18 protein-coding genes and 1 pseudogene are annotated in these 24,282 nt (G+C 60.4%); 9 read left to right on the top strand and 10 right to left on the bottom strand.

The window, feature by feature from the left end:
- Nucleotides 1-51: 51 nt before the first annotated feature.
- Nucleotides 52-1,146, bottom strand: a complete 1,095-nt coding sequence (locus tag U9R61_RS05600; protein WP_322487836.1) for a site-2 protease family protein — start codon at nucleotides 1,144-1,146, stop codon at nucleotides 52-54.
- A 630-nt stretch (nucleotides 1,147-1,776) separates the two neighbouring features.
- On the opposite strand from U9R61_RS05600, the gene U9R61_RS05595 reads away from it, so the two are divergent.
- The 8 genes and pseudogenes from U9R61_RS05595 to U9R61_RS05560 all read left to right on the top strand — a co-directional run bounded on the left by U9R61_RS05595 (nucleotide 1,777) and on the right by U9R61_RS05560 (nucleotide 14,196).
- Entirely contained in the window at nucleotides 1,777-3,864 is a 2,088-nt protein-coding gene (locus U9R61_RS05595; protein WP_322487835.1) for a carboxypeptidase-like regulatory domain-containing protein, read from the top strand.
- Nucleotides 3,865-3,926: 62 nt separating this feature from the next.
- Nucleotides 3,927-4,298 (top strand): hypothetical protein, encoded by a 372-nt coding sequence (locus tag U9R61_RS05590; RefSeq protein ID WP_322487834.1) that lies wholly within the window; start codon nucleotides 3,927-3,929, stop codon nucleotides 4,296-4,298.
- Complete coding sequence (locus tag U9R61_RS05585; RefSeq protein ID WP_322487833.1) at nucleotides 4,276-4,485, top strand: hypothetical protein; 210 nt, start codon at nucleotides 4,276-4,278, stop codon at nucleotides 4,483-4,485. The genes U9R61_RS05590 and U9R61_RS05585 overlap by 23 nt, the downstream gene beginning before the upstream one ends.
- A 495-nt stretch (nucleotides 4,486-4,980) precedes the next feature.
- Entirely contained in the window at nucleotides 4,981-5,943 is a 963-nt protein-coding gene (locus U9R61_RS05580) for a GGDEF domain-containing protein (RefSeq protein ID WP_322487832.1), read from the top strand.
- A gap of 436 nt (nucleotides 5,944-6,379) precedes the next feature.
- Nucleotides 6,380-8,053, top strand: coding sequence for a hypothetical protein (locus U9R61_RS05575; protein ID WP_322487831.1), 1,674 nt, complete (start codon nucleotides 6,380-6,382; stop codon nucleotides 8,051-8,053).
- Nucleotides 8,054-8,623: 570 nt separating this feature from the next.
- A pseudogene (locus U9R61_RS05570) lies at nucleotides 8,624-8,770 on the top strand (zinc-ribbon domain-containing protein); the annotation flags it as partial.
- Between the two features lie 50 nt (nucleotides 8,771-8,820).
- Nucleotides 8,821-10,272 (top strand): tetratricopeptide repeat protein, encoded by a 1,452-nt coding sequence (locus U9R61_RS05565; RefSeq protein WP_322487829.1) that lies wholly within the window; start codon nucleotides 8,821-8,823, stop codon nucleotides 10,270-10,272.
- 318 nt (nucleotides 10,273-10,590) lie between these two features.
- Nucleotides 10,591-14,196, top strand: coding sequence for a substrate-binding domain-containing protein (locus tag U9R61_RS05560; RefSeq protein WP_322487828.1), 3,606 nt, complete (start codon nucleotides 10,591-10,593; stop codon nucleotides 14,194-14,196).
- Here U9R61_RS05560 and bcp read toward each other — a convergent pair.
- Entirely contained in the window at nucleotides 14,185-14,652 is a 468-nt protein-coding gene (gene bcp / locus U9R61_RS05555; RefSeq protein ID WP_322487827.1) for a thioredoxin-dependent thiol peroxidase, read from the bottom strand. The genes U9R61_RS05560 and bcp overlap by 12 nt on opposite strands.
- Before the next feature lie 492 nt (nucleotides 14,653-15,144).
- On the opposite strand from bcp, the gene U9R61_RS05550 reads away from it, so the two are divergent.
- The gene (locus tag U9R61_RS05550; RefSeq protein WP_322487826.1) at nucleotides 15,145-16,203 is read left to right on the top strand and encodes a 2-dehydropantoate 2-reductase; all 1,059 of its coding nucleotides are present in this window, start codon (nucleotides 15,145-15,147) and stop codon (nucleotides 16,201-16,203) included.
- Here U9R61_RS05550 and U9R61_RS05545 read toward each other — a convergent pair.
- The 8 genes from U9R61_RS05545 to U9R61_RS05510 form a co-directional block, all read right to left on the bottom strand.
- A complete protein-coding gene (locus U9R61_RS05545; protein WP_322487825.1) occupies nucleotides 16,175-16,918 on the bottom strand; it encodes a response regulator transcription factor in 744 nt (247 codons plus the stop codon). The genes U9R61_RS05550 and U9R61_RS05545 overlap by 29 nt on opposite strands.
- Nucleotides 16,881-17,510, bottom strand: coding sequence for a sulfite oxidase heme-binding subunit YedZ (locus U9R61_RS05540; RefSeq protein WP_322487824.1), 630 nt, complete (start codon nucleotides 17,508-17,510; stop codon nucleotides 16,881-16,883). The genes U9R61_RS05545 and U9R61_RS05540 overlap by 38 nt, the downstream gene beginning before the upstream one ends.
- A 722-nt stretch (nucleotides 17,511-18,232) precedes the next feature.
- The gene (locus tag U9R61_RS05535; protein WP_322487823.1) at nucleotides 18,233-18,607 is read right to left on the bottom strand and encodes a 2Fe-2S iron-sulfur cluster-binding protein; all 375 of its coding nucleotides are present in this window, start codon (nucleotides 18,605-18,607) and stop codon (nucleotides 18,233-18,235) included.
- 183 nt (nucleotides 18,608-18,790) lie between these two features.
- On the bottom strand, nucleotides 18,791-20,140 hold the full coding sequence (locus U9R61_RS05530; RefSeq protein WP_322487822.1) for a CheR family methyltransferase: 1,350 nt from the start codon (nucleotides 20,138-20,140) through the stop codon (nucleotides 18,791-18,793).
- Nucleotides 20,141-20,142: 2 nt separating this feature from the next.
- Nucleotides 20,143-21,195: a chemotaxis-specific protein-glutamate methyltransferase CheB gene (gene cheB, locus U9R61_RS05525; RefSeq protein WP_322487821.1), complete on the bottom strand. Its 1,053-nt coding sequence runs from the start codon at nucleotides 21,193-21,195 to the stop codon at nucleotides 20,143-20,145.
- Between the two features lie 7 nt (nucleotides 21,196-21,202).
- On the bottom strand, nucleotides 21,203-21,646 hold the full coding sequence (locus U9R61_RS05520) for a chemotaxis protein CheW (RefSeq protein WP_322487820.1): 444 nt from the start codon (nucleotides 21,644-21,646) through the stop codon (nucleotides 21,203-21,205).
- 3 nt (nucleotides 21,647-21,649) lie between these two features.
- Entirely contained in the window at nucleotides 21,650-22,018 is a 369-nt protein-coding gene (locus tag U9R61_RS05515) for a hypothetical protein (protein WP_322487819.1), read from the bottom strand.
- Nucleotides 22,019-22,026: 8 nt separating this feature from the next.
- Nucleotides 22,027-24,282, bottom strand: a complete 2,256-nt coding sequence (locus U9R61_RS05510; protein WP_322487818.1) for a hybrid sensor histidine kinase/response regulator — start codon at nucleotides 24,280-24,282, stop codon at nucleotides 22,027-22,029.

Below are 24,282 nucleotides of genomic sequence, written 5' to 3'. Positions count from 1 at the left end.
TGCCCCTCCTCGCTGGTGGCTAAAGGGTGAAGACACCCCATCGCTTACCGCTTAGGGGTTCATAACCGTCAGCGGCACCGGCATAAAGACCAGAATAAAGGTTACGATACCCAACCACGCCAACCAGCGCCACGGCCCGGTGAGCGGCGAGATTTCGTTGCGGAGCGGGCTGCGTTGCTGGCCGATCAGGGCAATCATCACTGCCCAAATAAACCATCCCGACCACAAAAATCCAAGGCCGAGCAACGCTACTGCGACTACCATGCTCATGATTCGGGCCGCACGCGGGCCGAACAGGGCAAAAAAGATATGGCCGCCATCGAGCTGGCCGGCAGGCAGCAGGTTGAGACCAGTGACCAGCAGGCCGGCCCAACCGGCCAAGGCCATCGGGTGCAGGTAGACATCCTCGCCGCCACTGGGCAAAAAGCGCCCGAAGATCAGAATCTTGATCGTAGCGTAGAGCAGCGAATTGCCTTCGGTAAAAGTGCCCGGCAAAGGTACGACCTGCTTCACTTCCGAAATGCTCAAGCCGATCATCAGCACTGGAATTGCCACCACCAATCCGGCCAGCGGCCCGGCAATCCCGATCGCGAGCAGCGCCCGCCGGTTCGGCACCAGATCCTTAATCGCGATAAACGCACCCATCGTACCGAGCAAAAAGAAAGGCATCGGAATAAAGAACGGATAGCTCACCGCCACCCGCTCGCGGCGGGCGACGAAAAAGTGCCCCAACTCGTGTGCGAGCAAGATCGCGAGCAGCGAGCCGCTGAAGCTGAGCGCGTGGCCCCAGTTAAAGACGATCTGACCGGTGCTCTCGATATACTCCTGCCCGCCAACCAGCATGGTTGAGACGATGGTCAGGACAAAGAGCAGCACGGCCAGCCACAAGCGCGAGGGTGGCACTTTAGGCGGGGTAGGGACAAAAAGAATAGCGGCACCGGCTGGATCGTGTTGAAACAACGGCGTATAACCGAGCGCCTGCGCCCGCGTCACAATCGTGTCGTGCGCCGCTTGCGCCTCAAGCAGCAGTTGGCCGCGGCAGCGCACCGCTCGCTGATCACCATTGATCAGGTCTTCGCTGGTATTCACGAGCATCACTTCAGCGGCCAGCATGCGGAGAGCAGAAGCGGAATCGAAGTCGAACATAGCAGTAGTATCCTTTGCAACGGTAACGTCGTGATTCATCATACCACAGGCGGGCAGCGCAGATAGCCTGCCAAGTCTAGCTGGCGGGAATGATGGCTGCGTTGGCGGCCATGGCGTATATACGTTACCCGAATGATATGGAAATGATATGGCCAGTGTGGCTGCTTCGTCGGTATTGCGTGAGAGCAGAGTCTCCTCGCAATGGGAAGAGGAGCGATCATGAGTGGTGATAAGCGCGAACATCTTGGCATTCACAAATGAGTTGTGCAATGCCACATCATTAAGTAAAAATTCTCACAATCTCCCAATTTTGTTAAAAATATATTCAAAATAAATTTGGTTGGCAAAAAAAACGCCCAATGGTACGTTTGTTGGTATGTTGACGATAAGACAAATTCGTGAAAGGCGAGAATAATGTATTAGTTCGACGACCTCTGTCACAACTTTCTTGCGTCTCACTCTGCAATTACGTGAATAGATCACTATTTCTATCGGTTTTATCGATGGAATAGTATCTTCTAATTATTCTTTTGTAATTGCCACCTACCCTCGTGTCTCGTGTAGTGCGCTGAGAGTATCGTATCAGGCGAACCCATACATGGGTTCCAACACAGACCGGGAGGTTTCCCCATGTCAGACCAAAAGCGAATCCGCCGCCTCGTCTTTGACATCCCGCTTGATGCAAGCGGGATCGAAGGGGTCACTGCTGAAACGCCGGTGAAGGTAGCGGTGGTGAGCGCCGGCAAAGTGCTGTATGCCAGTCTCGTCCGCTTTGATAAGCAGGGTCGGGGTGTAGCGCGTGTCGAAATCGGCGATGCACCGGACACGGTGCAGATCGTGGTTGGACCGCCCGATGCGGCTGATGATGAGTTGCCGTACCTGCAAACGATGAGCCGGACGGTATCGGTGCGCTTGTTGCAAGAGGGCAAGTTCAAGCTGGAACCGATTGCGATCTCGCCCTACTATTGGCACTGGTGGCGGCGGTGGTGCCACGAGTTTACCGTCACTGGCCGGGTGATTTGTGCCAATGGTCTGCCTGTGCCCGGAGCGCGGGTGTGTGCGTTCGATGTCGATTGGTGGTGGTGGTGGTCGAGCCGGCAACAGGTTGGGTGCGCTACCACTGACGCCGATGGCTCTTTCACGCTGACATTCCGGTGGTGTTGCGGTTGGTGGCCGTGGTGGTGGTGGCGACGGCGCTTCTGGCAACTTGATCCGGATCTGCTCGAACGTCTGCGCCCGGTGATCGAGCAAGTGCCCGATTTCCCCATTCCGATTCCTGATCCCCGCCCTTCGTTAGCGGTCTTTGCGCCGCTGTTGGCTCGCGATGGTCGCGCTGCCGCTATGCTGAGTCAGTCTTTCGACCCAGCCACCCTGCCGAAGTTGCGCGAACACTTGCTGGAGCGGTTGCCGCTCATTCCCGAACTCGAACAACTGCGGCTTTGGCCATGGGCGCCGTGGCAACCGTGGTGGGATTGCTCGCCTGATCTGATCTTTCGTGTGACGCAGGCCTGTCAAGGTGAAGAGCGGGTGATTGTCGATGAAACGATTGCCAATACGCGCTGGAATGTTCCGGCCAATCTGAGCGTCACCTTGGTGGCGAATGAATCGGCGTGCTGTATTGATGACCAACCGCCACCCGAAGGCAACTGTGTTGTGGTCGCCAATGTGTGCAGCAGTCTCACCGGTTCAATCGGCGGCAATCTCGGCGCGCCGGCGACGCCGGCAGGCTATCTCAATCCCGGTGTGGCTGCCATTCACGGCGATCGCCCCTTCGCCGGTACAGTGTTGATCGGCGGTCTGTTTGGCAGCGCAACCCAAGTCGATTTTTACGAGTTTGAATGGGCGACCAATCCAGCGGGGCCATGGCAGCCAATGCCCGCAGCAGCGGTGGGCAACTTTACGCGCACCTTCTGGGGACCGGCGTTGCCCGCCGGCCCTACCGGCTTTCACAATGTGCCGGTCGTCTTTACGCCGGTAAGCGGGCGGTTGGTGGCGCCGGCGCGCGCCTACTTCGAGGCTAACAATGGCCCCGGCACATGGGGGACGAGCCGCTTCTGGGTCAGCAACCGCGATCTGCTGCTGCCATGGCTGACGGCCAACACCTTTGGCGATGGAGTGTACTATGTACGGTTGGTTGGCTATCGCAATACGGGCACTGCCGTTAATCCGCAACTCGGTGCGCCGCAGATTTTGCCGATCTGCAATAGCGAGCGCGACAATTATCTCGTGCTAGCAATTGATAACAGCACGAGCGCGCTCGAACCGGCGGCTGATGTAGTCGCGGTGCGTATCAATGGCGCCGAGGCCAATCCATGCGCAAATATTGTCATTGGCAGCGATGGCATGCTGGAGATTGACTTCATCGCCTACGATGTCGATCACCATCTGGCCTTCTACACCCTCGAAGCCACGTATGGCAAGAACGGGCGGGTCAATCTGCTTGCCTGTCCGGGGGCAACGTTGACGCCGATCGCAGTGCCGCCAACCGTGCCGGCTGCCGATTTCGCCGGCCCCGACTATGGCGCAGCGCGCGCGCAAGGGGCAACAGCGCCGCACTGGCGCGGCGGCGGCCTGCGCTTGACCGTTCCTTTGGCATGTGCGTTCCCTGTGAAGTGCTGCTACCAGATCGAGTTGCGGGTCTACAAGCGCACGATCGTGAGCTGTAACTACGACTACCATCCGAACAAGCTCAGTTTTTACAGTCTGACCGTCGCGTAACACCGGCGAGCAGGGTTGGCCATGACTGTGCGGCCAACCCTGCTATCACTCGGACGATGTCTATGTCACCGATCACCTTGTTGATTGCCGTATGCGCCATCTGGCGGATCACCCATTTGCTGTATGCCGAAGATGGCCCGTGGGATGTGTTGGCGCGGCTGCGACAGTGGGCTGGCGTTGGCTTTTGGGGCCAATTGCTCGACTGTTTCTATTGCCTGAGCTTGTGGTGCGCTCTCCCGGTGGCGTTGTACTACGGTGCGACGTGGATCGAAACCGGTTTGTATTGGTTCGCCTTTTCTGGCGGTGCGATCATCCTCGAACGGTTGACTGCGCCGAAGCCGGTGGTCTATGAAATGCCATTCCAAGGAGGCAATGATGTCATGCTGCGGCAAGAACCGGACACTGAGCGGGATGAGCGGCGGAGCGCCGAGTGACCGCTCAACCGCGAATCGGCCCCGTTACGAGGTCTTTGTTGAGTATACGGGACGCACTGGGTTGGTTGTGATCGGCCCGGTTAGCGGGCGCTACTACCGGTTTACCTATCCCGGCGCGCGCTTGCCGGTTGATGCGCGCGACCGCGCTGCGCTCAGGCAGATCGACCATCTGCGCATCGTTGAATAGAAAGGCTGGGAAATACCAAGCCGCCAAGCGAGCAAAGGCGCAGAGGGTAAAACACCAAGGCGCAGAGAACGCAGAGAACGCAAAGAGGCTTGAACTGATTCTCTCCTCTGCGGGAGCAACCGGTTGCCCCCACCCCAGCCCTCCCCCGCTGGGGGAGGGAGCAGACAGCGCCCCTCTCCCGCCGTGAGGTGGGAGAGGGGGTTGGGGGGTTGGGGGGTTGGGGGGTTGGGGGGTTGGGGGGTGAGGGCGCAAAGGGCACAGAGGGGTTGGGCATAGGTAGCCACCTCTGCTTCCTTAATTACGAGCGACTTGGTATTCTGATAGGATATAATTGCTTATATTATCCTGCTTGTGGCATTGTCTTTCGGGTCATTCGTAATGTTTGTGCACAAACGAGCAGACGATCATAGTTTATGCATGTAGGCCATCAACGTCTTTGTGTCTTTTCGTGGCGATACAAAAGAATTGCATCAATCGCTTGAGTGAGAGGGAAGCATGCCTATCATCGCCGATGCGCTGCGCCGCGATCCAAACACCGGCGCCGCCAACCTGCTCGCCTTTGCCGAATGGCTAGCCCAACCCACCGTGCCGTGCGTCTTGATCGATATCCACCTCCCGCAACCGGCCACTGCAGCCAGCTTGCGCTGGTTGGCGTTATTGCTGCGCGAAGAGCTAGCCGGTACGCTGTACCAACCCAGCGACACGCAGTTTGTGATGGTCACGCCGCCTGACGAACCGGCGGCCAAGCCGGCCCAGATCGAGCGGCTGCGTAAGCTGTTTGAACGGCAGGCGCAACGGCTCAATCTCGCGGCACTCCCGCTCATCCGGCGGCACGAGATTCCCGCCGGCAGCAATCCGGCGACTATTGTGCGCCAACTCACTGCCGATATCGCTGATCAAGATGCGTTACTAAACCGGCTGATCATGCAACTGGCCGCTTTAGGGGCTACGCTCACCAACCAAGAACAATTCGATCTCGATCCAGTTACCGGCTTGCCCAACAGCATCGCCGCCCGTCGCCGGCTGGCTGAGTTGATGAGCAACGCGCTGGCCCAAAGCCATGCCTGTAGCATCTTGCTGATCAATGGCGACAATCTGCGTCGCTACAATGAATTGAGCTATGTCGCCGGCGATCAGATGATCCACGATCTCGCGACCATCCTACGCGAACAGTTGCGGCCTAGCGACCTATTGGCGCGTTGGGATGTTGGCGATCAGTTTCTGGTCGTGCTGCCGCAGACCGGCGTCAGCGGCGCGGCGGCGCTGGCCGAACGGTTGCGCCAGCGCGTGATCGAACGCTCGCAGCTCTGGCCGTTTCCAGTCACGATCTCGATTGGGGTGGCCTCGGCGCCCCAACATGTCCGTGACGCCGATACGGTGCTGCGTCTTGCCACTGCCGCCCTCGCACAAGCGAAGGCCGCTGGTAAGAACCGGGTGGTGGTGGGACGGACAGCATAACTCGCAGCCGGTGCAGCCAGTTTGACCGCTGTAAGATCGTCCGATTCGCGTTTTTTGCTCAGCGTGGGGAGGCACACCGTCTTAGTGTGTGTCCGTTTCCGATGGAAATCTCCGCCTAACGGCGCGTAAAGGTTTCCACACAGCGGCAGAGCCGCTCGACCTCGCCCCGCAATCATCTCCACCCACCTACATAGCATGTCTAAAATATCATTGACATCGGCGATCCCATCACCTAGAATCTAGTTATTTACACGATGCGCAGCAAGCTGATGTCGTGCTTGGTTTCGGGCTTTCGTCTGGCCCGGAAGGCGGCGCAATGTTGCTTCTCAACCCGGCGCCATTGCGCGGCGGATCGTTCTTGCGGTCGTGTCAACGCTAGCTTTCGGCCTGCTGAGCGTAACCGGATGGACTGGTATTGTCATTGAGTAGAGAGTGTATGAACATCATCCTGCCCAACCGCTTGCTCCGCTCGCTGTTCACGCTACTGACCAGTTTCGGGTTGTTGGCATGCTCGTTTGCTGCCCCGCCGCAGGACTCCCCAACTGCGCCGGCTTCCTCCCCGCTGGCGGCAAGCAGCGCCACCCGCGTTCCGGCTGAACCGCCGGTCCTGCCTACCGTGACTCCTGCTGCGCTTCCGCAACCGGCGCAGGGGACTATGCCGGCCTTCCCCGGCGCCGAGGGATTCGGCGCGCAGGCCACCGGCGGACGCGGCGGGCAGGTGATCTATGTGACCACACTCGAAGCCGATCCCAACGGCACCATCCCCGGATCGTTCAATTGGGCGTTGCGCCAAGAAGGCGCGCGCTACATCCTCTTCAAAGTGAGTGGCGTGATCGACGCTGCGGCCAACATTGTCCATGGCAACGTCACCATTGCCGGCCAAACCTCGCCGGGCGGGATTATTGTGCGCGGTTTGATCTGCGATGGTCACTACGAGCAAAACAATTGCGGCAACCTGATTGTCCGCCATCTGCGCTCGCGTCCGGCGGTACATCTTGACGGCAACCCGACGGCGCTCGATGATGCGTTGCGGCTCGATGGCGTCCACACGTTTATTATCGACCACAGTTCGTTCGCGAATGCCGCCGACGAGGTAGCCCAAATCAGTTGGGCCTCGTCAGGCACGATCCAGCGTTCGATTTTTGCCGAAACCGTTGGCGATCACGCCCCCTATGGCGGCGTATTGCTGAACTATTCCCATCCTGATTTGCCGCAAAATAACCTCTCTCTGCACCATAACCTCTGGTACCGGCTCGATGGCCGTCTGCCGGAAATTACCTGCGAAGCGTCAAACTATCCCGATCTACCGGGGCAATTCAGTGATTGTGCAGCTCACCCGCTCAATCTTGAACTTTCAAGCAATCTGTTGTGGGACCCCGGCATCAATATTTGGTACGGGCGTGATGTTAATGGTGATCCGGCCAACGGGCCATACCGGCTCAATCTAAACTGGGTAAACAACTATGCGGTGGCGCGCAGCGATTTCACCTACGGTTTGATGCTGTACGATGTGATCGCGGTGAGCGAGAATGCGCTCTATTTTTCCGGCAATCAGCTTAATCTCTATCCTGATTACCGCGATTATCAGTTAGCGTATTGTTGCAACGACTTCGACCAGAGCCATCCCAATACTGATTTCGGGGCAGCGCAGCGGCTCAATGCGCGCCATGATTTTCCGCCGATCTCGTACACGCCGGCTGATCAACTGATCGCCTATATGTTGGCTAACGCCGGCGCGTTTCCACGCGATGCCCAAGACCGGCGGTTTATGGCGGCGCTCGCGAGCGGCGTGATCGATCCGACCCCGCGCAATCAAGCCGGCGCGAACGATGCGCTGACGCTCGATTTCACCACGCCGCCCGCGCCGCCGGAAGATACCGACAACGATGGGATGCCGGATTGGTTTGAGCTGCAGTATGGCCTCAATCCAAACGCGCCCGATCACAATGACACGCGCCTCTCGGCGCTCTTTACCGGCCTCGAAGGTTACACCAATCTCGAATGTTATTTGAATTGGCTGGCCGATTCGTTAGTGACCGGCGCGCCGTTGCCGCCTACCGCGCGCACGACGAATCTGTTGTTGCCGGTGATGCTGAAGAGGTGGCCGTGATGGTGGAGGGGCCATCGTCAAGCCGCAACGTGAGTAGAGGTGCGGAGGATGGAATCACAGAGACTCAGAGGACGCAGAGGGGTTGGAATGAACACCCTCCTCCGTGTCCTCTGCGCGCTCGGCAGTACGCATGATATGCCCCTCATCCTCGCCCCTTTCGACTGGCGCTGGGGAGTGGCGATCATTGCGTTGGCTGAGTGGGTGTCCTTTCCGGCACCGCAACGCCTCCCCCTCTCCCGCCGTCAAGGTGGGAGAGGGGGCTAGGGGGTGAGGGCAACCGCAAAGACACAGACGACACAACGAGTTTGATGGTAGGGATACCGGAACGCTTATACCCGCCCTCTCCGCCTCCTCTGCGTCCTCGGCGGTAAACTAATACCCCAACAGGGCCGGAGGCGGGGCGTCACAGCCACCAAAAGACGCAACATCGACAATGTTTTCGCGCCTCTTGTGTCTTTTTGTGGCTATTCCTCTTCCCCAGCGACCGAAAACCGCCCCACCCCTGCCTTGTTCATGGTACAATACAATTCCGGCAACCAAACCCGTACCGTCCGGCAGGCGTCTATGGCGATGATCTTCTACCGCGATATGGAATTAATCTGCCGCAGTTGCGGCACTACCTTTATCTTCACCGCCGGCGAGCAGGAGTTCTACGCCGATAAAGGCTTCCTCAACGAGCCGACCCGCTGCCCCAAGTGCCGCAATCGCCGCGAGGCGCAGTCGGCGCGCCGCCGCCCTGAACCGCGCCCGGAAGACGATAACGACGAGTGATTGCGTGGCGTTGGCGACAGTTTGGCGCGTGGGTGACATTGGCGTTGGCGGCGGCGGCCGCCGTGCTCATTGCCCTGCGTCCCGACCCCTACGATGCGCTGCGCCGGGCCGATGCCCACTTTGCCGCCGGGCACTATCGCGCCGCGCTCGCTGCGTACACCGAACTGACCACGACTCTCAGCGATGCCGCCTTGCACCGGGGCATTGTCCTCACGGTGCGCGGCGAGGTTGATCCGGCCCGCCGGGCTTTGGTCGCGGCTATCAAAGCTGGGTTGCGCCCTCGCGACTACCAGCTCGCGGTGCTCTATCTTGGCCGCGTGGCGGCCATAGAAGGCGACATCGCCGCAGCGCGCCAAACATGGCAGTCGATGTCGCACTGCGATCCCGATCGCTGTGCGCAACGCGATCTGCTGCTGGCCGATGATGATCTGCATAATGGGCGGATTGAAGAGGCTTTGGCGGTGTATCGTGCTGTTGCGCTCGATGCGCTGCCCGCCAATTGGGCCGGCTTCGTGATCGGGCGACGGGCTATGTTGGCGGCACTGTTCGACCCTGCTGCAACCCCTGACCTCACCATACCGGCAACTTCCTTCCCGCCCGATCCCTTCGCCCAGCCGCTCTTGCCGCCTGCCTCCGATCCGGCCACTCTTGCTGCTGTATTCGCCGCTGAACCGGTGGCGCGTCCGCAGTTGCTCGGCCAATTGGCCCTCGACCTTGGTTATGACCGGCTGGCGCTGGCGTTTTTGGCGCAGGTTGATCCCGCCGGGCCGCACGGCTTGGCGGCGGCGATCTACCGCGCCTATGCCCATCTGCGGTTGGGTGATCGGCAGCAAGGGGTTGAACAACTGGAGCAATTGGCCGCCGCGCATCCTGATGATCCGCGCATTGGCCCCTTGCTGGCGCTGGCCTATCTCAACGGCGGTGATCTAGATGCGGCTGGCGAGCGGTTGCAACAGTTGCGCGCCGCCGGTCACGGCGGGCCGGCGCTAGCTTTGGCGCAGGCTGGCCTTGCGTTGGCCCAGCGTGATTTTGTCGCCGCCGCCGATGCGTATGAACAGGCGGTGATCGCGGCGCCGGTCGCCGAACGCGCCCGTTATGTGTTGTTGGTCGCTCGCTTTCATCTCGACAGCGGCTTTGAGCGTTGTACCAGCGGTTTGCAGGCGGTGCAGGCGGTGGTTAATGTGTTGCCCACCGATCCCGAAGCGCTGACGGTGCTGGCCGGTACCCGCTACTATTGCGGCGATACCGCCGGTGCGCAGGCTGCCGCCGCCGCTGCGCTGGCAGCCGGCGCTGGGGTTGAGGCGCGCTTTTACTACGGCCTGGCGCTGAACGCTACCGGTGATCGGGCCAATGGCCGGGCCGCGCTGGAGCTGGTTGCCGATCAGGCCCCAGCGAGTATGTGGCGGCAACGGGCCGAAACCGCGCTGGAGCTGATCGGCGGCCGGTAACGCCAAGGCGCAGAGGGGGCAACGGCGCAGAGGATGATACACGCAAAAGCGCGGTGGAGCCGGATGGCTGTCCGGCTCCGCAAAGGTGGTGTGATGGATGGTCTCATCAGTACGCGAATGTCTAACCTATGCATCGCGTTGCGGCTTGGCGTCGTTGGGTTTCCACGGCGGCGGCGAACCAGACGGCTGTCCGGCTCCGCAAAGGTGGTATGATAGATAGACCCATTAGCGCGCCCATGTGCCATCCATCGCGTTGCGCCTTGGCGTCGTTGCGTTCCATAACACCTTGCGTCTTCGCTTTCCAAAGGAATATGCCGTATGCGCACCACGTCTGCAACGATGCACCGTTCGCGCCACCCCACGGTGGGGGTGATTGCCGGTTGGCAATTCTACGGTACGGCGCTGACGCTGAGCTATCTAAGCCCAATCTACCACGGTATGCGTCACGCCGCCCACGAGTTAGGTTGCAACCTTCTGCTGGCCTGCGGGATGGGCGCTTCCGGCCAGATTAACGATCCGCCGCGTCCGGCGTGGCCGGCGGTGACCGATGATGCCGATTTTGTGCCGGTCGGGCCGTGGAACACCCATGGCTTGATTGTGATCAATCCGCTTCAGCGGCCCGAACGATCGCACCTGATCCAGTCGATCCGCGCCGCCGGCCACCCGATTGTGTTCGTTGGATCGGGCGAAGCTGGGCCAACTATTGTCGCCGACAATACCGGCGGAATCTTCGCCGCTCTCCGCCATTTGGTTGAGCATGGCCATCGCCAAATTGCCTTTATTGCCGGCAGCGAAACCGATCTCGACGGCGATTCGGGTGAACGTCTGCACGCCTTTGAGGCGGGGATGGCCCAATTCGGCTTGGCGGTCGATCCGCACTTGATCGTCTTTGGCCGTCACGTGTTTGCCGGCGGTTACGCGGCCATGCAGCAGTTGCTGGCGACTGGTCAACCCTTTACCGCGGTCTTGGTCAGCAACGATGAGTCGGCGCTGGGGGCAATTGCGGCGCTGCGCGCGATGGGCCGGCGCGTGCCGGACGATGTGGCGATTATTGGGTTTGATGACCGTCCCGAAGGGTTGCTGCACGAACCGGCCTTGACCACAATACAGATTCCACTCTTCCGGCTGGGTTATCAGGTCCTCGAACTGATGGTTCACCACCTGCGCGATCGCCAACCGCTGCCGGATTTGGTGCAGGTGCCGGCCCGGCTGGTGATCCGCGAGTCGTGCGGCTGTAGCCAGAGCGCGGTGCTGGCCGATGCGTTGGAAATGGCTGCCCATCACGCCGATCAACCGGACGCTGCCGATCGCGCTGCCGCGATTGCGCACTCGATGGGCGAGATGCTGAGTCTCAGATCGCGCGGCCTGACCCGTGATGAGGTGTACCGGCTGTGCCTCCGCCTTGTGAATGCCTTTACCCAAGCTGTGCAGCACGCCGATCCGGCCTCTATGCGCGCAGTGCTGGCGCAGACGCTCAAACAGGTGGCCGCTGCCGGCGATGACACCCACGAATGGCAAATCGCCCTTTCCTTCATTCGTGATGCGTTACCGAATCTGCTTGATCCGGCGTTCCACCCTTTTGCCCACGAACTGCTGGACGAAGCGCGGGTGACGATTAGCGCCGCGATGCGCTTTCAGCATTGGCATTACCTTAATTCCCAACAACAAACCAATAACCGCTTAGGCCGGTTGACTGCGCGCTTGTTGAACGCGCTAGCTGAGAGTGATATCTACGAGATTTTGGCCCGGCATTTGCCCGAACTGAACTTGCCGCTGCTCTGGATCGGCTTTTTTGAAGCCGAGGGTGATGATCCGGTCGCATGGTGCCGGTTGCGGGCCGTGACGGTGCCACAACAGCCAGTGATTCGCATTCGCAGCCGCGCTTTCCCACCGTCGCAATGGTTGCCGGCCCGCCACCCCTACCAACTCACCCTCATCCCCTTGACCGGCGCCGGTAGCGAGGCTGGCTTTATCGCCTTCGACACCTCGCGGCTTGACCTCTATGGTGCGATCGCACAACAGATCAGCGCCGCGCTCAATACGGCCCGCTTGTACCGGGCGGCGAACGAGGGCCGGCGGTTGGCCGAAGAGACCAACCAGCTTAAAAGTCGTTTCCTTTCGATGGTGAGCCACGAGTTGCAGACCCCGCTGAATTTGATTGTCGGCATGAGCGATCTGCTGTTGCGTGAGAGCGCTGCCGGCAAGCGCCAGTTGCCGGCGGCGATGCGCGCCGATCTGAAACGGATTTATGTCAATGCACGCCATTTGGGTCGCCTGATCAGCGATGTACTTGATCTGGCCAGCAGCGATGCCGGCCAGTTGCGTTTGGCTTGCGAGGTGGTCGATTTGGGGCAAGTGATGCGGGCGGTGGCCGAGGCCGGCCAGCAGATGGCTGCTGATAAACATCTGGCGTGGCACGACTCGATCCCTGCCGAGGGGCCGTGGGTGTGGGGCGATCGCACCCGGCTGCACCAGATCGGGCTGAATCTGGTGGTCAATGCGATCAAGTTCACTGCGCGCGGCAGCGTGAGCCTGACCGTCACCCCCGCCGCTGATGCCGTGACGGTCACGGTGCGCGATACCGGGGTTGGCCTGCCGCCGGAAGAGCAAGCGCGAATTTTCGATGAATTTCAGCGTTCGGAGCGCAGTGCGAGTCGCGGCTATGGCGGCATTGGCTTGGGGTTGGCGATTTGCAAGCGGCTGGTCGCGCTGCACGGCGGCGAGATCGGGGTGCGTTCGAGCGGCATCGAAGGCGAGGGATCCGAGTTCTTCTTCCGCTTGCCGGTGATTGCTGCACCGGCCCGCAAACGGCGGCGCAGCGCGCCGACTCTGCCGGCTTTGCCACGGGTGTTGTTGCTCTCGGTAGGGCCGGACGAGCGGCTGCAACGTTATCTCGAACAGCGCGGCTTTACGGTTGCCGCCTTCCCGATCGACGAGAGCGCGGCATGGCTGGCTGAACTGCTTAGCAAGAGCTATAGCGCCGTCGTGCTCAATACGACCCAAGGCGAACGGGCGTGGTGGGAGACGATCCGGGTGCTGAAAGCGAACCCGGCCACCCGCGATCTGCCGCTCTTGTGTTACGCGATGACCGAGCAGCACGGTACCGTGATGGAGTTCAACTACCTCACGAAGCCGATCGATCTGGCCGATCTCAGTCGCGCGCTCGACCAATACTGGCTGGCTGCCGGCCCAACCGAAAGCAATTCAACCATCCTGGTGGTTGATGACGATCCCGAGACGCTCGACCTGCATGCCCGTCTCATCCAAGCCCATAACGCCGCCATCGACGTCAAGCGCGCCCGTTTGGGCCGCGAGGCGCTTGCGATCTTGGCCCAGCAGAAGATCGATCTGGTGCTGCTCGATCTGATGATACCGGAAATGGATGGCTTTGCGGTGCTTGAGGCCATGCGCGCGCGCAAAGAGTGGCGCGATATTCAGGTGATCGTGATTACCGGGCGCATGCTGAGCGAAGCGGATATGGCCCGTCTCAATCAAGGGGTGACGGCGGTGCTCAGCAAAGGCATGTTCAGCGCCAGTGAAACCCTCACCCACCTACAGGCCGCGCTCGAACGGCGGCGGCGGCTGAGTGATCAGGCGCAGATGCTGGTGCGCAAGGCGATGGCGTACATCCACAGCCACTACGACCACCCGATCACCCGGCAAGATATCGCTCATTACGTCGGCATGAGCGAAGACTACCTCACCCACTGTTTCCGGCAAGAACTCGGTGCCACGCCGGTCGAGTATCTCAACCGCTATCGGGTGTTGCAAGCGCGCCGGTTGCTGCTCGAAAGCGACAAGAGCATTACCAATATCGCGCTCGAAGTCGGCTTTTCGAGCAGCAGCTATTTTAGCCGGGTGTTTCGCAAAGAGGTCGGCCAAACGCCGGAAGAGTATCGCCGGGGCGGGGCATCACTGCCCTAACGCCGCCAGTGCCCGTTTGACACTATCGGCGGGGCTGACTTTCACCTCGGCCTGCGCAATCCGGCCTTCTTCGTCGATCACAAAATGCGAGCGGATGATGCCCATGTACTTCTTGCCCATCATCGACTTCTCGCCCCACACGCCATACGCTTCAGCCACGCTGTGCTGCTCGTCGGCGAGCAAGATAAACGGCAAGTTGTGCTTAGTCTTAAACTTTGCGTGCGATTTCGTGCTGTCGGGGCTAATCCCGATCACGACGGCGTTCTTCTCTTCGATCACCGGGTAAGCATCGCGAAAACCGCACGCCTGCGACGTGCAGCCGGGGGTGTCGTCCTTGGGGTAGAAATAGAGAATCACTCGCTTGCCGCGAAACTGGCTGAGCGAGACCAGCTCGCCAGCTTCGTTCGGCAGGGCAAAATCAGGCGCAAGATCGCCAACCTGTGGAGGGGTTGCCATACCGTTGTGGTTCCTTCACTCAAATGCGGATCCAACACCTTACATGGTAGCACGAATCGGCGTGCCGCTCGTTTATTTTCCGCTATACTACAGCTTTGGTAAAAGGGTGGACTTGGCGTAGTGGGGTGAGGAATGGCGAAAATCATTACGCGAGAGCGTAGCCGCCGAACCATTCTGGCATGCGGCAGTCAAACTACTGCACGCCATACGAGAGCTATACGCCAATACTCGGCAGCATCACCAGCGCGCGCAATGGCCTGCATATCAGTGCGAGGGGGCGCAGCCCCCGAAGCAATCTCCCGCGTCAGCGAGGACAATGCCTGCGGGAATTGATATGCCAACACCAACGTATACCATTCTGGAGTGCGGCAGTTTGACTGCCACACTCCACGCGAGAGCTGTACTCCAATACTTGGCAGCATCACCGGATAGCGAGCGGAACTGAGGGCCTGAACCCATTCCTATCGCATCAAACCCTAGCTGGAGGCATTCATGGCTATTGTCATCGTCGGCGGCGGCGCGATCGGGTTGCTCGTGCTCTCGCGCTTGGCGCAGGCCGCCAATCTGCCGTCGGTCGCCCTGCTGACCCGTCCCAACGGCGCGGCGGCATTGCGCGCCAATCCGCTCGTTGTGAGCGGGATCGGCACGTGTGAGTTGACCAACCTAACGGTAGCCGGCGCGGTGACCGAGCTGCCGCCGGCATTTCAGTCGCCGGCACTCGCGATCTTGTGTGTGAAGGGGTACGATACCGAAGGCGCGATTCCTACTTTGCGCGCGCTCAATCCGGCGACGATTCTCACCTTGCAAAACGGGATTGGCAACGAAGAGACGCTCGCTGCCGCGTTCGGCGCCGACCGGATCGTTTCCGGCGCAATTACCACTTCGGTGGACGCGACCGGCCCCACGACCATTACGGTCACGAAAGCAGGTGGCATTGGCTTAGCGCCGGTGGGTGCGGCGAGCGATCTGACGCGGGCCGAGACGGCCTTGTCTGCCGCTGGTTTTGCGGTGCGGCGCTACCCCGATTATCGGGCGCTGAAGTGGTCGAAGGCGCTGCTCAATATGCTGGGCAATGCTACTGCCGCTATCCTCGGCTGGCCGGTCGATCAGGTGTACGCCAACCGCCGCCTGATCGCACTCGAACGGGCGGCGGTGCGTGAAGCGCTGGCGGTGATGCAGGCCATGGGGGTAAAGCCGGTCAATCTACCGCGCTACCCGGCGGCACTGCTCGCCTTTGGTATCCGGTGGTTGCCGCCGGCGCTGCTCGACCCGATCCTACGCCAGCGCGTGGCGGGCGGGCGCGGCGGCAAAGATCCGTCGCTATTGCGCGATCTGCGCGCTGGACGCACCCGTTCCGAGGGTGAATTTCTCTACGGCGCGGTGGTCGCCGCCGCGGCGGCGCATGGCCTTGCCGCGCCGGTCAATGCCGGGTTATGGCAGGTATTGAGCGGGATTGCCCGCGGCGAATTGGCGTGGGAGGATTACCGCGGCCAACCCGAACGGCTGTTGGCCGTGTGCAGCGCTACACCACCGGCGCATCGGCGGGATTGATCCGGCGCGCGCCGGGGAAATCGACAAACCGGTACCCAACGCCGCGTTCGGTCAAAATGTACTTGGGGTTGGCCGGATCCTCTTCGATCTTTTGGCGCAGATAGGTGATGTAGAGGCGCAGATAATGGCTCTCGTCGCGGTATTCCGGCCCCCACACCTTGCTCAACAGCATCTCGTGGGTTAGCACATAGCCGGCATTCTGCACCAGATGGTAGAGCAGCCGGTACTCGGTTGGGCGCAGATTGACCCGCTTGCCATCAACCAGCACCTCGCGGCGAGCAAAATCGATGCTGAGCCGGTCATCAACCTTGACCAGCGTCTGCGGGATGGGCGGCTGGGTGTAGTGGCGGCGCAACACGGCCCGGATGCGGCTGACCAGCTCGCGCTGGCTAAAGGGTTTACCGACATAATCGTCAGCGCCGAGTTCGAGGCCGCGCACCCGGTCTTCTTCCTCATCTTTGGCGGTGAGAATGATGACCGGCACCTGCGAAAAGCTGCGGATGCGGCGCAGCGCCTCAAACCCGTCCATCACCGGCATCATCACGTCCAGCAACACGATGTCGGGCATCTCTTCGCGCACCTTCTCGACCGCTTCGCGGCCATTGGTGGCGGTCGTGACCCGCATCCCTTCCAGCTCAAGATTCATGCGCATGAAGGTAATCATGCGCGGCTCATCATCAACGACGAGTACGAGTCTGTCTTTGAGTTCGCTCATAGCGCCATTGTACCACGCGCTGCCAGCTTTGCCTAGCGGGGAAGCGGGCTAACAGCAGCACAGCCAGCACTACACCGGCCAGCAACGCCGGACGAGGGTCTTTGCTTAGCCAGAGGTAATGGGCCACCGCCAGCGCCGCGGCCAGATAGACCAGCCGGTGCAGTCGCCGCCACCACTGCTTGAGCCGCCGTTGCCAGCCGACGGTTGAGGTGATCGCTAGCGGTACGAGCAGCAGAAAAGCGAGGAAGCCGGCGATAATGTAGCGTTTTTCGATTACCGCTTGCCTGATCAGGTCAAGGTCAAGACCGTAATCCAGCGCGGCAAAGATGGCGAGGTGCAGGCTGGCGTAACCAAAACTGTAGAGACCGAGCGGCTTACGCCAGCGCATCACCGGCTTCCAACCCAACCAGCGGTTCAACGGCGTACACGCCAGCAACGCTAAGAGCAGCGCCAGCGCGAACCACCCTGTACGCTGGGTGAGGTATTGGATGGGGTTGGCCGTCAGCCGGTTGCCCAGCGCATCACCGATCAGCAACGCGAGCGGCAGCAGTCCGATCAGATGGGGTGCGAGGCGGGTAAATGGAGCTGTCATAGTATGTTAGTTAGCATATAGAAGGTTTTTCGGCGTATCCTTTTCTCTCGCACCCCTCCCACTTCTCTCCCACTGACGTTGAAGGGCGGACAGAACATGTGGTCGGTCACTCCCGTTGATCGCTGTGCGATGCCTCAACGCTCAGCGCTGCACTCCCCTCTCCTGCGCCAGTGGGAGAGGAGCTGGGGGTGAGGGCACTGCGCCGAATAGCCACAAAGAGACACAAAAGGCGCAAAAATATCATGCTGTTGTGCGTTTTGTGTCTTTTCATGGCTATTCCACCCGCACAGCAGGCTTCGTCACTATCGAGATGGCGGCAATACATTCTCACCCCCAACCCTTCCCCCGCTGGGGGAGGGGGAAGGGTGTACCGTCGAGGGCGCGGAGGGTGATCAACATTTCCCACATCTTTGCGCCCTCTACGCCCTTCGCGGCTTTGCGTTTCACCCCTTTGCGCCCTCCGGGATGAGGAGCAGGGAACCCGGCCCTAAAGGGCCGGGCTACGCTTACGAAGCCCACTGCGCGGGCTAATCCCCTATCCCCCACCCCCGGCCCCTCCACCGCTAGGGGAGGGGCGCGCCGAGGATGGTTCATGCTAAACCTCTTTGCGCCCTCTGTGTCCTCGGCGGCTTTGCGTTTCACCCCTTTGCGCCCTCTGCGTCCTTCGCGGAGCCGGACAGCCGTCCGGCTCTACAGCGCAACGGTCGCCCTTACACGCAGGCTTAGCCCTGCGCTAACGTCGCCGGCGGATAGGTCGCCGGATCAGGGGTAACGGTTGGCTCCGGCGCCGGGCCGGTATCAGTCCAGCCTTGGCTCTCAAGGGTCATTGGCACTTCGGCAATGACCATATCACGATCGCACACGATCTGGCAGGCGAGCCGATATTGGCCAAGCAGGCCACGCTCACTGAGCTTAGCGTACTCGGCGGCAGTCATCTCGTCAGGTTCACCGGCGGCAAATGCCACCCGGCAGGTCGTACAGCGAGCATAGCCGCCACAGCGATGGCCAATCGCAATCCCGGCTTGCTCGATCGCTAACACTAAACGAGTGCCGGGTTCGACAGTGATGGTACGGTCGCCAATTGTGACAGTGGGCATGATCCCTCCGGAAGCAAAACGCTTAACAATAGTAGTATATATTCAAACTACCATCGGTTTAGAATGGCGTCAATACCGGCGTGCGATTGATCACGCCAGCCATGCTCTTGCTTGGGGTTGGCCGGATAGGGTAAGGGGAAGTGAAACGAACAATTTCACACGAAGGAATGCCACAAACGCCACTCATCCACCGATTTGCTGCAACAAGAGGTTGAGATACGAACGCACCTCAGCGGCAGTGCCATCGTGGAAGGGATCAACGATGTGATCAGCGGGAAGCTGATCGAGGATCGTCGCCGCTTGTCGCAATGCGCGGCGAGCAGGGTCAGGTTGGCTCTGCCGCACGAAGATGCCGGCCATGCCGAGCAAGCCCATCACAAAGTGCGGATCAAGGTAGACACTCCGGCGATAATCGGCCAACGCCTCATCAAGGGCGCCGTGATGTTCGGCGATTTGGGCTTGCAGGTAGTAGGCCGGCGCAAACAACGGATACGCTTTCAGCACTGCTTGCACGTAGGTTTGGGCAGTGGGCCAATCACCGCGATCGGCAGCAGCGCGCGCCTGCTGTAACAACTCATCAGATGATGGCGGTGGCGGCGTCGGTTTCGTAGCTGGGATCACGGGGCGAGACGGGGCCGGCAAGGGTGGCGGAGCGGGTTTGGATGACACCGGCGGCACAATGGTGGTGGCCGGCGTAAACGGCGACGCATGCAACGGTTTGCGATAGAGCACCGTGCCGGGCGCATTGTGGGTTTCAAACTGGCGGTAGAGTTCGATATTCGGTTCGGCATGGCCAACGACCAGCCAGCCGCCGGGAGTCAGGGCATCGTACATGCGCTGGACGATCTGTTGGGTGGTAGGTTCGTCGAAATAGATCAACACATTGCGGCAGAAGATAATATCAAAGGCAATAATGCCCGACTGCGGCAAAGGGTAGCTCGGCTCGATGAGGTTGAGTTGAGCGAAGACGACATCGCGCTTAATCTCATCGCGTAAGCGCCAGCGCCCACTTTCAGGAATGAAGTAACGCTCGCGCACCCCATCAGGCGTCTCGCGAAACGACCAATTGCCGTAGAGCGCCTCGCGGGCGCGTTCGAGAAAGCGGAGGTTGATATCGGTAGCTAGAATGCTGATCTGCCATGGCGGATCGGCAGGCAACGCCTCGCGGAGCGTGATCGCCAACGAATACGGTTCCTCGCCAGTAGCGCAGCCGGCGCTCCACAGCCGCAGATACCGCACCATGCTGCGCCGCTGGATCAGATCGGGCAGGATGACTTCGCGCAAGGCGGCAAACTGGGCGGCATTGCGAAAAAAGTAGGTCTCGCCAATCGTGAGTTCGGCGATCACTTCGTTCCAGGCGGTGGGCGAGCGTTCGATCAATGCCAGCAATTGGCCCGGATCAGCCACACCGAGCTGTTGGACGGCGCGTTGCAACCCGTAGGCCAAATCGGCCCGGCGCTGAGGCGGGTAGTGCAGACCGGCCCGCTCACGCACGAGGGCGGCAAAGCGTTGGTAGAGATCGTCGCTCAGCATAGTCAGTCCTTATTCTGAGCCGGAGCGAGCAGCGCAGCAATTGAGAGACCCAAGCGTTCGAGCGGCAATTCGTGGCGCACCGCGCCTAGTGCCTTAGCCGCTTTGGGCATTCCGTACACGACGCATGACGCCTCATCTTGGCCGAAGGTAATGCCACCGGCAGCGGCCAATTCAGCCAAGCCACGCGCGCCGTCTTCACCCATCCCGGTCATGATCACGCCAATCGCCCGGCTCCCATAGTGGCGGGCAACACTGGCGAACAGATAATCGCTGCTGGGACAATAGTGATCAGCATCGGTGCCGGCAAGCACGCCAACCCTGCCTGGTTGGCTAATTACGAGATGCAGATTATCGTCCGGCAGATAGACGTGGCCGGGGATCAGCGGCAGCTCTTCGCTAACCACATGCACCGGTTGCGGCGCTACACTGCCCAGCCAGCCGGCGAGGGCCTGTGCGAAACCAACTGCCACGTGCTGGGCAATGACGACCGGCGCCGGCAACCGCGGGCCGAGGTCGGTGAGCAAGGTTTGCAAAGCGGCTGGGCCGCCGGTTGACGAAGCAATCGCCACGAGTTCAATACTAGTATTGGCGGTGCGCGGCATGCGCACCGGTGTCGGGCGGGGCGGATGGCGAGTGACCACCTTCACCCCAGCCATGAGGCGCAGGGTACGAATCAAATGTTCACGGTCGGTGATGCTGGCCGGATCAACCGGCCCGGCCGGTTTGCGCACCACAGCCAACGCACCGGCAGCCAGCGCCGCCATTGCCCGCTGTTCGGCATTGCCGGCACTTGAGCTAAACAACACGATCGGGGTTGGCTGATGCTGCATAATTTGGCGCGTCGCCTCATAGCCATCAAACACCGGCAAATGAATATCCATTGCCACAATGTTGGGGCGGAGGCGAAGCGTCGATTGCACTGCTTCTTGGCCATTGGTTGCCGTACCAACCACCACGAGATCCGGCGTAGCCTCAAGGTAGGCTCGTAACAACTGCAACTGGCTCGGCGAATCTTCGACGAGCAACACCCGAATCGGCGCAGCATGTGATTTCATAACGCTCCTAAGCAACCCGTGCCGGTGCAGCAACTACCTGCGCGTACATCGTTAATGCCTCTGGATCAAGTACCGGTATGATACCATCATGAGTACGAAGCGATGCTGCCAGCACGTTACTGCCGAGCGCCAGCGGGATGAGATCGGCAGGCTGCGCTTGATAGACCCCAAACACCTCATCAACCAGCAAGCCGAGTTGCGGTTGATCGACATCAACTCCCAGAATCATCACCATGCTGTTCAGATGGATATTCACCGGCTGTTCAAGCAAATAGTGCCCGATCAGCACCGGGATCAGCCGGCCGTGGAAATCAAGCAGACCAGCGATAGCCGGCGGCGCGCCGGCAACCGGGGTGACGGCCGGCAACCGCACCACCTGTTGCACGACTCGCAGAGCGAGAGCAAACATCTGATTGCCGGCGCGGAAGGTGACAAAGGTATGTGACATCATAAGCTATCCTGCGCGAATCTTCATCGCCAGATGGCAACCAATCGGCGACTGCTTCACCTCCACTTCATCAACCAGCGTATATGCCGTTTGTACGGCAGGTTGGCGAGCCACCCGGTGATACGCCTCAATCTCCGTATCGCATTCGACCACCAGCGCGTGACGCCGATCGCCATCATCACAGTGAATGGTAATCGTGCTGCTGCTAAATTGATGGATCAACGCGCGCACGACTTCGCTCACCGCGGCGGTCACGCGCGCCTGTTGCGACGGCGTGAGCGCCATCGTCCGCGCATACTGGCGCAACATCTGGCGGAGGAAGATAAGGTCAGCATCGCTGCTGACGGTGATTTGTTGCTTTTGGACGTGGTTCATAGCTCATCTCAGAGCAAGCGCGCGATAGTTGCCAGTAGCGCCTGTTGGTCAAAGGCACGCTTAACAATATATGCATCGGCACCTGCTGCCAGCCCGCGTTCCCGGTCGGTTGGGCTATCGAGTGACGTCACCAACACTACCGGCAAGTGGCGGAGTTGCGGCTCCAAACGAATGCGCTCCGTCAATTCAAAGCCGTTGAGACGCGGCATATCAACATCGCTCAACACTAATTGGCAGCCGCCGTTGGCCTGTGCTGCGTGCAATTGGTCAAGCGCTTCTTGGCCGTTGGTGGCTAACAGCACCCGATAGCCGGCGGCCTCAAGAATGTTCTTTTCCAACGTGCGCGTCGTGATAGAGTCGTCCACCACAAGGATGGCCGGCGCTTGCGCTGAAGCGACCGTTTTGTCGGGCAAAGCTACGGTAAGGCGAGTCGCCATTGCGGCCCGGATCATATCAACCGGATCCAGAATCGGGGCCACGCTGCCATCGACAAGGATCGCCGCGCCACTTACGAACTGTACCCGCTGTAACGGGGCCGGCAAGCGATGCACAACTAATTCCAGCTCTTCACTGATCGCGTCCACAAGGCAAGCGATTTGCCGCTCGTTCACACCGAGGATCAGCGCCGGCTTAGCTTCATCCAGATCAATCGCGCTCTCGCTGTTCATCCCCAACAACTGCCCCAATGGAATCAGCGGTAATGGCCGTCCTTCCATCACCAACACTGCACGCCCTTCCAACATGCGCACCCGTTCGCGATTGGCCGACACGATCCGTTGCAAACTATCCAGCGGGATGGCAAAGGTATGCCGCGCGACGTGGATCAGCAGACCATGGGAACGTTGCAAGGTCAGCGGCAAGCTGAGCATAAACGTGGCGCCTTGACCAAGCGTAGTCTCAACCCGAATTTGCCCACCCATCCGTTCAGCGCTCGTGCGCACCACATCAAGCCCCACCCCACGCCCTGATAATGCGCTGACGCTGCTCTTGGTCGAAAAGCCGGGGACGAAGATCAGGTCGAGCAGAACCGTTTGATCAACCGTCTCTTGCTCACGAGTTAACAACCCGCTGGCAATAGCTTGTTGGCGCACCCGTTCCAGATCAATCCCGGCGCCATCATCACTCAGCGTAATGACCAGCCGGTCACCAGTAGCAGCCGCAACGAGCTTCACCAGCCCGGCAGGAGGCTTGCCCTGCGCCTGCCGCACCTCAGGCGGCTCGATACCGTGATCAACAGCATTCCGCAGCAGGTGCAAACAAATCTCGCGCACCTGTTCAAGGACTTGCCGATCCGCTTCGGCGCCGCCGTCATCGATCACAAATTCAACCTCTTTGCCGGCGCTCCGGGCCAACTCGCGCACGTGCAAACGCAACGGCCCGACAATCCCGCTAAGCGGCGCCATCCGGGTGTGTTGGACATAGGCTTGCAACCGGCCACTGATCGCGCTCAGGCGGTCGTGGTCTTCGCGGGCGCGGGCAGCAATGCGACTGATCGCTGAGTTGAGCGCATCGATGAGCGCATTGGCCTGCTCCAAGGTTGTTATGAGGGATTGGGTGTCTTCGCCATCGGTTTTGCCAGAGGCGTGGGGCGCAGCACGGCGCTGCATACGGCGCACTACTGGCGCTGCACGCCGCCACGTGCGCCGCCACCGTTCAAATTGGGGCGCTAATGCTTGCAGATCGCGCGCCAACTGCCGTGAGCGTAACGTGCTGGTCAGCAATTCACCGACTTCATGCATCAGGTTATCGAGAATGGCGACATCAACTCTGATGCTCGTTTCCGCTGGCGTAGCCGGCGCCGCAACGGCGCGCGCAGGTATTGTCGGAACCGGTTCGGGAGCCGGCGGAGCATCTGGATCAGCATGCGTGATGGCGGCCAATTGGGCTAACAATTCGGCAAACGCCGCTTCATCAGCCACCACGCCGGGCACGGCCTGATCCATCAATGCGCCGATTAGATCAAGCGCATGGTAGATCACATCGCAAATCTCAGCCGTTAAGGTTACGCGTTGCTGGCGGAGCGCCGCAAAAACGTTCTCAATCTGATGGGCAATCTGCTCAACCGAGCGCACCCCGGCAGCGCGCGCGCCACCCTTTAAGCTGTGCGCGGCCCGGAACAGTTGGTCGATCTGTTCACGTTGCGGCGACTGTTCCAGCGCGCGCTCAAGGTCGAGTAAGATGTCAACAATGGTCTGGCGATGTTCGGCCTGTTCGGCGCGAAAGACGGCCAGCACCTGCGCTTGAATATCGTCATTCGAGAGCAT

It is taken from the genome of Chloroflexus sp. (genome assembly GCF_034431535.1).
Classification (GTDB): domain Bacteria; phylum Chloroflexota; class Chloroflexia; order Chloroflexales; family Chloroflexaceae; genus Chloroflexus.
Note: the sequence above shows the minus strand (reverse complement) of the source record. Positions and strands in the feature narration are given on the sequence as shown.

What these genes read in the sequence shown, in the direction of transcription:
- U9R61_RS05595 (WP_322487835.1), top strand. Translation starts at nt 1,777, where the DNA reads ATGTCAGACCAAAAGCGAATCCGCCGCCTCGTCTTTGACATCCCGCTT.
- U9R61_RS05575 (WP_322487831.1), top strand. Translation starts at nt 6,380, where the DNA reads ATGAACATCATCCTGCCCAACCGCTTGCTCCGCTCGCTGTTCACGCTA.
- U9R61_RS05515 (WP_322487819.1), bottom strand. Translation starts at nt 22,018, where the DNA reads ATGAACCACGTCCAAAAGCAACAAATCACCGTCAGCAGCGATGCTGAC.
- U9R61_RS05510 (WP_322487818.1), bottom strand. Translation starts at nt 24,282, where the DNA reads ATGCTCTCGAATGACGATATTCAAGCGCAGGTGCTGGCCGTCTTTCGC.
- U9R61_RS05520 (WP_322487820.1), bottom strand. Translation starts at nt 21,646, where the DNA reads ATGATGTCACATACCTTTGTCACCTTCCGCGCCGGCAATCAGATGTTT.
- U9R61_RS05535 (WP_322487823.1), bottom strand. Translation starts at nt 18,607, where the DNA reads ATGCCCACTGTCACAATTGGCGACCGTACCATCACTGTCGAACCCGGC.
- U9R61_RS05545 (WP_322487825.1), bottom strand. Translation starts at nt 16,918, where the DNA reads ATGAGCGAACTCAAAGACAGACTCGTACTCGTCGTTGATGATGAGCCG.
- U9R61_RS05550 (WP_322487826.1), top strand. Translation starts at nt 15,145, where the DNA reads ATGGCTATTGTCATCGTCGGCGGCGGCGCGATCGGGTTGCTCGTGCTC.
- cheB (WP_322487821.1), bottom strand. Translation starts at nt 21,195, where the DNA reads ATGAAATCACATGCTGCGCCGATTCGGGTGTTGCTCGTCGAAGATTCG.
- U9R61_RS05530 (WP_322487822.1), bottom strand. Translation starts at nt 20,140, where the DNA reads ATGCTGAGCGACGATCTCTACCAACGCTTTGCCGCCCTCGTGCGTGAG.
- U9R61_RS05560 (WP_322487828.1), top strand. Translation starts at nt 10,591, where the DNA reads ATGCGCACCACGTCTGCAACGATGCACCGTTCGCGCCACCCCACGGTG.
- bcp (WP_322487827.1), bottom strand. Translation starts at nt 14,652, where the DNA reads ATGGCAACCCCTCCACAGGTTGGCGATCTTGCGCCTGATTTTGCCCTG.
- U9R61_RS05585 (WP_322487833.1), top strand. Translation starts at nt 4,276, where the DNA reads ATGAGCGGCGGAGCGCCGAGTGACCGCTCAACCGCGAATCGGCCCCGT.
- U9R61_RS05540 (WP_322487824.1), bottom strand. Translation starts at nt 17,510, where the DNA reads ATGACAGCTCCATTTACCCGCCTCGCACCCCATCTGATCGGACTGCTG.
- U9R61_RS05590 (WP_322487834.1), top strand. Translation starts at nt 3,927, where the DNA reads ATGTCACCGATCACCTTGTTGATTGCCGTATGCGCCATCTGGCGGATC.
- U9R61_RS05580 (WP_322487832.1), top strand. Translation starts at nt 4,981, where the DNA reads ATGCCTATCATCGCCGATGCGCTGCGCCGCGATCCAAACACCGGCGCC.
- U9R61_RS05600 (WP_322487836.1), bottom strand. Translation starts at nt 1,146, where the DNA reads ATGTTCGACTTCGATTCCGCTTCTGCTCTCCGCATGCTGGCCGCTGAA.